The 7,312-nt window shown below is 69.0% G+C and carries 8 protein-coding genes; all 8 read right to left on the bottom strand.

What is annotated here, in order from left to right:
• Positions 1–13: 13 nt before the first annotated feature.
• A complete protein-coding gene (locus tag OG385_RS09655) occupies positions 14–340 on the bottom strand; it encodes a hypothetical protein (protein ID WP_266853688.1) in 327 nt (108 codons plus the stop codon).
• Complete coding sequence (locus OG385_RS09650; RefSeq protein WP_266853686.1) at positions 333–794, bottom strand: YbaB/EbfC family nucleoid-associated protein; 462 nt, start codon at positions 792–794, stop codon at positions 333–335. The genes OG385_RS09655 and OG385_RS09650 overlap by 8 nt, the downstream gene beginning before the upstream one ends.
• The gene (locus OG385_RS09645) at positions 794–2,842 is read right to left on the bottom strand and encodes a hypothetical protein (RefSeq protein ID WP_266853685.1); all 2,049 of its coding nucleotides are present in this window, start codon (positions 2,840–2,842) and stop codon (positions 794–796) included. Before OG385_RS09645 ends, OG385_RS09650 begins: the two co-directional genes overlap by 1 nt.
• A gap of 123 nt (positions 2,843–2,965) precedes the next feature.
• Positions 2,966–3,394, bottom strand: coding sequence for a hypothetical protein (locus OG385_RS09640; protein WP_266853683.1), 429 nt, complete (start codon positions 3,392–3,394; stop codon positions 2,966–2,968).
• A gap of 2 nt (positions 3,395–3,396) precedes the next feature.
• Positions 3,397–3,681 (bottom strand): WXG100 family type VII secretion target, encoded by a 285-nt coding sequence (locus tag OG385_RS09635; protein WP_266853682.1) that lies wholly within the window; start codon positions 3,679–3,681, stop codon positions 3,397–3,399.
• Positions 3,682–3,760: 79 nt separating this feature from the next.
• On the bottom strand, positions 3,761–4,108 hold the full coding sequence (locus OG385_RS09630) for a hypothetical protein (protein WP_266853680.1): 348 nt from the start codon (positions 4,106–4,108) through the stop codon (positions 3,761–3,763).
• A gap of 119 nt (positions 4,109–4,227) precedes the next feature.
• On the bottom strand, positions 4,228–5,733 hold the full coding sequence (gene eccB / locus OG385_RS09625; protein WP_266853678.1) for a type VII secretion protein EccB: 1,506 nt from the start codon (positions 5,731–5,733) through the stop codon (positions 4,228–4,230).
• A 52-nt stretch (positions 5,734–5,785) separates the two neighbouring features.
• Positions 5,786–7,174: a type VII secretion integral membrane protein EccD gene (gene eccD, locus OG385_RS09620; protein WP_266853676.1), complete on the bottom strand. Its 1,389-nt coding sequence runs from the start codon at positions 7,172–7,174 to the stop codon at positions 5,786–5,788.
• Between the last annotated feature and the right edge of the window lie 138 nt (positions 7,175–7,312).

The raw sequence follows: 7,312 nt of genomic DNA, 5'->3' as shown, positions 1-7,312 counted from the left end.
CCGTGGGTTCTCATCACTTGGAGTCGTTCGACCAACTGGTCGCGAGTGACTTGGCTTCGTCCTCTACCCGGTCGAACAGGGCCATCACGTCGGATCCCGAGTACCCGACCTGCTCGACCAGGGTCTTGAGCAGGGTCAGCAGGTCGTGCAGGTGTTTCATACCGGGGTCGATGGTCTCGTGGTACTGCTTGGCGATCTCGTCGTCCTTGCCGCCGCCATCGATATTGATCTTGTCGATCTGGGCCAGGTAGTCGCCGATCTGCTTGATCAGCTCCCCGATCTGCGGGTACTGGGCGAACTGCTGCTTGAGCTGGTCGATGGTGGTGATCTTCTCAGCCACCCGTGGTACCGCCCTTCCCCTTGCCCGTGCCGTTCCGCCCGGCGCCCGGTGTGCCGCCCGGCCCCTCGGGGCCCGGCCACATCTCCCGCAACGGACCCATCAGGTCGTCGAATTCGCTGCCGCCCGTCATCGACTTGCGCATGGCGGCGCCCGCCCCCTGGAACGGCGACATGGTCTCGCGGACCTTCTGCCCGGCCTGCTCCCTGGCCTTGCCGATGACCTCGACCAACGCCGCGCCCAACTCGGCGGGCGCCATGTCGCGGTACGCGTCCGTATGGAACTTGATCTCCCGCACGTCGCCCTGGGCGCCCGCGACGACCGTCAGCAACCGGTCCTTCGACTGCACGGTGACCGTGTACTTGGCCAGCTCCCGCTGGGTCGCGAGGAGGGAATCGCGGTGCTCCGCGAGCTTTCCCATCATCTCGTCGAGCTGTTCCTGGAATCCGTTACCCATCAGCCGATCACTCCCGGTGCTGCTGCCTGGGAGGTGCCCCAGGTCTCTTCGTCCTCTGCCAGCCAGGTGCGGCGCTCACGGTCCCGCTCGCCGCCGCCCCCGCCACCGCCTCCGCCACCCATGGGAGGCATCATCGGCTGGCCGTTGGACGACGTGCGGTTCATCGCGGAGGACTGCCTGACCGCGGACTCCTCCGCGGCCAGATTGGGCTCGTCGGCCGAGGTGCGGGTCCGGACGCGGTCCGAGACCGAGGTCTTGGGGTCGCCGATGCTCCGGCCGTTGGGGAGCCGCTCGTTGCCCCGGGGCGGCAGCTCCTCCAGGTTCAGTTTGTTCTTGCCGCCGCCTCCGGTCTTGTTCCCGTACCCGTTGCCGCTGGTCTCGGTACGGGCGTCACCGCGAATCTGGGAGAGTGCCTTCTGGTAGGCCTTCTCCTGCTCGACCTCCTGGGCCTCCTGCGCCTTCCGCTGCTTGAGCTGCTTCTCCTGCAGATCCTGCTGGTCCTTCAGCTGCTGCTGCTGGTTGACCTTCTGCTGCTTGATCTGCTTCTCCGCCAGCTCCTGCTGCTCCTTCAGCTGCTGCTGGCCGGTCTTGCTGTTGCTATTGCTGTTGCCGGTCGTCGTACCGGGGCCGATGTGGGAGTTCGGCGGAGCCATGAGGGGCTTCTTGTCGGCGCCCAACAGCAGTTTGCCGTCGGGCCCGGTGATCGTGCCGTCCTTGTTGATGTGGGACCCGGGCGGGATCTGGGTTTCGTTGCCCTTCGAGTCCTTGATCGACTGGTTGTTCTTGTCGAGCAGCGTGTTGCCGGCGCCGTTACCCTCGTTGGTCTGCGGGGGGCCGGTCGTCTTCGACTGCGGCGGCGGGGGCGGGACGTTGGATTCGGTCTTCGGCGGCCCGGTGATGCCCGAACCCGGCGGCTTGTCACCGGTGTTGGTGTCGTCCCCGGGGGGCTTCTTGTCACCGGTGTCGGTGTCGTCGCCGGGCGGCTTTTTGTCACCGGTGTCGGTGTCGTCGCCGGGGGGCTTCTTGTCACCGGTGTCGGTGTCGTCGCCCGGCGGCTTCGGTGCGTTGAGATCGCGGTACGGCGGCTTGGTGAGGGCGGCCGCCGGGATCACGTCGATTGCGGCCTGGTAGGCGGTTTGCACGTAGCCCATCTGGGGCTTGGCGACGATGTCCAGCACATCCGCCACCCCCTTCAACCAGGCATCCTTCGACTGCTGCTCCAGCGTGGACCAGAATTCCGGCTTGACTGGATTTCCGAGTCCTGGGACGTCGAGAGTGACGGAACCCCTGTCCGCGCTGAACGTGAGTGTCGCGCCGGCCATGGCGTTGAAGAAAATGTCGTGGACATGGGTGGCGGGCCAGCCGCCCGGGGCGTTGCGGAAGGTGTCGGCCGCGTTGACCAACGCGGCCATCGCATCGTGGAGCTTGACACGCGCACTGTCCATGAGAGTCGGGATGTCCCCGCGGTTCACCACCTCCTGGTGGAGGTACGCCACCTGCTGCTGCACGGCCACGAGGACCCGCTTGAAGGCCCCGGCCGCCGTGCCCTGCATCTCGGAGTCCGGCACGTTGATGTCCTTGACCCACGCCTTGATGTCGTTCTCCAGGAAATCCATGTGATTGAGAACGTTGCGCAGCATCATCGCCCCGTCGTCGAAACTGCCGACGCTGATCGAGGAGTTGCCGATCAGGGTGTTCAACGGCGGCCCGATGATGGCCCAGGGTTCGTGGATGAACTTGGACAGCGCGGTGTCCGAGCCGTTATCTCCGACCTCGGGCGTCAGGCTGAACCCGATCTGGTACGTGTACCTGCTGCCGCCACTGGCTGCCCAGCCCTGCGACCAGCCGTAGTCATAGCCTGAGGGAGGGCCGGCGTCGCCGTTGGTATCCGAGACTGCCACGTGATCGGTCTTGAACCACGGATCCTTGGTCACATCCGTGCGGTTGGTCACCTTGGCCAGATCGCCGTCTTTGGGGGCGACGAACGCGAGTGCGTCCTCCCACTTCCGGTCGGGGAATGAGTCCTCCGGCTTCGAGGGGGTGGCCATGGCGGGTTCCTTACGGGTGTGATGCAGACAGTTGCGCAGTGCGGAGGCTGAGCGGTGGAGGCGCCGGACGGTCCGGCACCGCCCGACGCTGACGTCGGACGGTGCCGGTGCCGCGTATCGGAGTTACGGGCTGGGAGGAGCGGTGGGAGCGCCGCCGAACTCCTTGAGGGCGTTCGCCAGCTCCATGTCCATTTCCGCCGCCGTCAGGGCGGCGTCGTCCTCGCTGTTCTGGAGAATGGTGTCGACGGTCGCCATGTCGATCGACAGGGTGGTGAAACCGTCCCCGATGACGTCCAGCTGCGTCTTGAGGCTTGAGCAGAGCTGAGTGAACACCTTGTGCAGAGTCGCGTCGGCGCCCAGGGTGCCCGAGCCCGCGAGGAGTCCCTTGTGGACGCCCGACTCGGTTGCGTATTCGCCCAGCGTCGCGTAGTCGGGGCCCGACTGGAGCCAGCCCTGGAGCCCGAGGACCCTGGTACGGGCCTCACCCTTGAGCCAGCCCTCGGTCACCTTGAAGGTGCCGGTGTCCCCGTCGTCGCCGTCGTCCTTGGCCATGGTCAGAACATCCCTGAGCCGCGCTTGTCACCCGCGACCTGGCCGTCGACCATTTCCTTCAGGGCCTGCTGGCCGGTGCCGAACTGGGCGTTCATCGTCTGGATGGCGGTGTTGGCCTGGTTCTGGAAGTCCTCGTACACCGCCGCGGTCTGACCGGAGAAGGACGCCTTGAGCGGGCCGAGCTGACTGAGCAGTTCCTGGAGCGCGTTCACCATGTCCGTGTTGGCCTTGACCATGTCGTCGATGGCCGCGTTGGCACGCTGGACTTCGAGTGTGACGTCCGCCATGTCCGGTCGTCCTTTCGGGAGATGTGGGAGAGGGAGAGGGAGGGGAAGGGGCCGTGCTGGTGGGCGAGTTGGCCGTGGATCAGCCGGAGAGGGCCTGGTAGTAGCCGCTGCCGCCGCCGTCCCACGCGCTCGCGTACTGGGAGGCGTCCATCTCACTGGTGTTGTGGATGGAGTCGGCCGCCGTCAGCGAGGAGTGCAGAGCGTCGACCTTGCCCTTGATGTCGTTGTACGACTGCATCCACTGCTGGAGCTTGCTGCTGAAGATGCTGGAGGAGTCGGCGACGTACGCCATCCGTACGTCGTCGTGGATCGCCGACACCGTGGCACCCGCGCGGGCCATGGTGGCCACGTGGTTCTCCAGGGCCGTACGGGCCTTGTCGACGTCTACTTGCTGCCGGTTGAACAGTCCAGGTGCGTTATCGCTCATGGTCGGCCCCATTCACATCAGGTCACATCAGGATTCGGACATGTGTCGTCACGATACTCATGAGAAGCGCTCAACTGACCCTGCTGGATCAACATTTGATCTTCGCTTGAGCTTTGACGTCAATTGTTGCTGCATCGTTCATTGGATTGATTCGGGGTGCCTGCAACTCTTTCCTTACCGGTACCTTCCGCAGTGGGCTGGCCGGCCCCTACGATTCCGCCCCGCGCCAGCGCCTGCGGGTCGAGACTCGGTCCGGTCGGCAGCAGGTCCAGCAGCGGCGCGGGCAGCTGTACCGACTCGCTCACCGGGTAGCCGAGCCGCTTGAGAGCATCGTCGCCGGGCACCGGGTACGCGGCGCCCGCATCAGTGACCAGGTAACGGGTGGAACCGGTGCCCGCCGTGGAGTGGGCCGTCACCAGGGCGCCCGAGCCCGGTCGCACCCAGACCCGGTCCGCGGCCAGGCACCCGGCTCGTACACCCGGTTCGGCGTCCGGCGCCCCGCCCGGCACCTGTGTGGCGTCGACCAGTGCCACCGTCGTGGTGTGCTCGGAGCCGCTGGGAGCGACCCGGGCGCACACGTCCTGACCTGCGGCGGCCGACACCGGATGCGGTGCGGTCGCGGGCAGGTCGGCGGCGAGCGCCGCACCTGCCGACGCCGGGACCTGATGGGCGGCCAGGTCGGCCGCGCCCACCGCGCGTTCACGCACCGCGGCGCCGCCGTACGCCTGCGCCTGGGTGCGCGGGTCGCCGAGCAGCAGCCGGTGCAGGGTGTCCGTCAGCGGTACGAGGCCGTCCTTGCGCAGCAGATAGTGCTGGCCGCCGTCGCCGGTGAACAGCTGGCCTGTCCGGCTCGCCGCACCCGCCAGCCGCGGACCCGCCCCGCCACGGCCCGGCACCTCGGGGGCCGCCAGGTCGGGCCCGGCCACCAGCGAGGCGAGGAAGGCGTCGCCGACCGGGTACGGGGCGGTGGTCCCCGCCCAGCCGAGCGCCGCAGCCGCACCGTGCTTGGTGTCGACCGCGAACCGTCTTCCCTGCCAGAGGAGTTGGACCCCTCCATGGGGCGACGACACCAGTACGCCGTCCTTGGCGCCCAGTCCGTTGCCGCCCGGTTCGGCGCCGATCACCGCGGAGGTGACCGTGCTGGTGCCGCCGGTTCCGGTGTCCTTGCGGCCCGCACAGACCGACCAGGTGCCCCGGTCGAGCGAGCCCTTCGGCAGCCCGTCGGGCGCACCCACGATGCCGAGCGGCGTCCCGCGCGGAGTGTCCCCGAGGGAGGCCGCTGCGACCTGCTGGACGGACAGCTTGTCCCCGGCCAGCAGCCGCGCCGACGCCTCGTTCAGTACGGGGTGCAGCGTGCCGCCGACGTAGACGTACCGGGCCCCCGAGTCCTTGACCACCACCAGTGCGCCGTCGGTGCGCCAGGACGTCGCGCCGCCGGGCGAGATCAGGCCGTACAACGTCGTGACCAGCGCGGCGAGACAGGCGGCCAGCAGGCCCCAGATGATCCCGCGCCAGGTCCGGGCGGTCGGGGTGTCGGGTGCGTCCGGTTCGGCGCGCTGCATACCGGAGGAGAGCCGGCCCATGACGAACAAATGGGCCTGGACCTGGTCACGCCTGGACTGCATGGGTGTTCCTCACTGCTCTGCTTCCTCAGTGTGCTGATCGTGAGCGGGGCCGTCAGCCCCAGATGCCGCGCAGCGTGCCGAACACCCCGGCCAGCAGCAGTGCGAGCGGCAGCAGCACGAGCGCCGTCAGGCTGTGCAGCATGTCGGCCGCGCGCCCCCAGTACGGCACGAGCCTGCGGCCGGGCACGGTCCAGGCGGCGATCACCGTGACCGCCGCTGCGGCCGTCAGGATGCCGGTGACCTCCAGCCGCCCCGGCAGGCCGGTACCGACCGCGTCCGTGCAGGCCGCGAGTACCAGGGCGTACGCCCCGGGCACCGCCATGACCAGACGCTGCCAGGCACCGCCGACGGTCCGGGTGTGCAGCAGCAGCAGGAGGCCGAGCGTCACCGCGAGGACCGGCGCCGGCCAGCCGTCGGATTCGGGCCCGGTGAGCAGCGCCGTCACACAGCCCGCGAGGATCAGCCCGAGCGCGGCGGAGCAGCCGGTGGCGTAGGCGTCGGCGGACCGGGCGCGCACCCGGACCCGCTCGGCCTCGAAGGGCTCGATGCCCTCCTGGAGTTCGTCGGCGCTGGACGGCAGCGGTGGCAGCCGCAGCCCGGCCAGGCGGAAGGCCAGACCCGGTACGAAGCTTCCGGTGGCGACCGCGCCCACCGCGAGATAGCCGGCGGTGTGCGACAACGGCACACCGCCCGCGCAGACGATGCCGCCGACCGCGGCGAACAGGGCGACCGTGAAGGCCCCCAGGAACAGCGGGGCGAACGCGCCGACCGCGGCCAGCGCGAGGACCGCGGCGCCCGCCGCGGCAGCGCCGCCTGCCAGCAGCCGCGGCCCGAACACGGACTCGCCGTGCCCGGCGGTCGGCAACAGCGCCCCGGCCAGCGCCAGATGGGGCACGGCCATCAGCCCGAGAGCGGCGCCCGCCCCCGCGTCCCCGACAGCGCGCGACGCGGCCGTGGCCCCGGCGAGCAGCAGTACGGCGAGTACGGCGGCAGCGGCGGCCCGCCATCCGGTGGGGCCGGGCAGCGCGACGGTGAACAGAGCCGCCGTCAGACCGGCCACGGCAAGACCGATCAGCAGCCGTCTGGTCAGCGCGGGACGCCAGGTGTCGGGCCGGGCCCGCAGCGTCTCGCCGATTCCGTCGACCAGATCGTCGAAGTCGACTTCGGGAAGCGTCTCGTGACGGGCCCGCAGGTACAGCGTCTCGCCGTCGCGCAACTCCAGCGACTGCGGGGTCCCTTCCTCGTCCAGGGGGGCGGCGCCCAGCCGCTGGAGGGTCCAGCCGCCATGGACGGCGCCCTGCTCGTGCGGCTCCCCGCCGGCGTACTCGACGAGGACGGGGATGAGGTCGGCCAGCGGTACGTCGACCGGTACGCCCAACTCATAGGAATTTTCAGGCGCTCTTACGGCTATTCGGCACAATCCGACGGTGGTGTCGCTCACGGCGTTTCGATTCTCTCCCGTCCGGGGGTGCGGGTCGACCCGGGAACGGGGCGAACACTATCGTGAGTTCGAACCGATCATCGGATCAACTACCTGGCCGTCAATGGTGGGTGGTTGATGAAATTCTCCTGCGGCACA

Source organism: Streptomyces sp. NBC_01306 (assembly GCF_026340465.1).
Taxonomy (GTDB): Bacteria; Actinomycetota; Actinomycetes; order Streptomycetales; family Streptomycetaceae; genus Streptomyces.
Note: the sequence above shows the minus strand (reverse complement) of the source record. Positions and strands in the feature narration are given on the sequence as shown.

Bases quoted from the DNA above. Each gene is read 5' to 3' on its own strand.
- OG385_RS09650 (WP_266853686.1), bottom strand. From the start codon at position 794: ATGGGTAACGGATTCCAGGAACAGCTCGACGAGATGATGGGAAAGCTC.
- OG385_RS09645 (WP_266853685.1), bottom strand. From the start codon at position 2,842: ATGGCCACCCCCTCGAAGCCGGAGGACTCATTCCCCGACCGGAAGTGG.
- OG385_RS09640 (WP_266853683.1), bottom strand. From the start codon at position 3,394: ATGGCCAAGGACGACGGCGACGACGGGGACACCGGCACCTTCAAGGTG.
- OG385_RS09635 (WP_266853682.1), bottom strand. From the start codon at position 3,681: ATGGCGGACGTCACACTCGAAGTCCAGCGTGCCAACGCGGCCATCGAC.
- OG385_RS09630 (WP_266853680.1), bottom strand. From the start codon at position 4,108: ATGAGCGATAACGCACCTGGACTGTTCAACCGGCAGCAAGTAGACGTC.
- eccB (WP_266853678.1), bottom strand. From the start codon at position 5,733: ATGCAGTCCAGGCGTGACCAGGTCCAGGCCCATTTGTTCGTCATGGGC.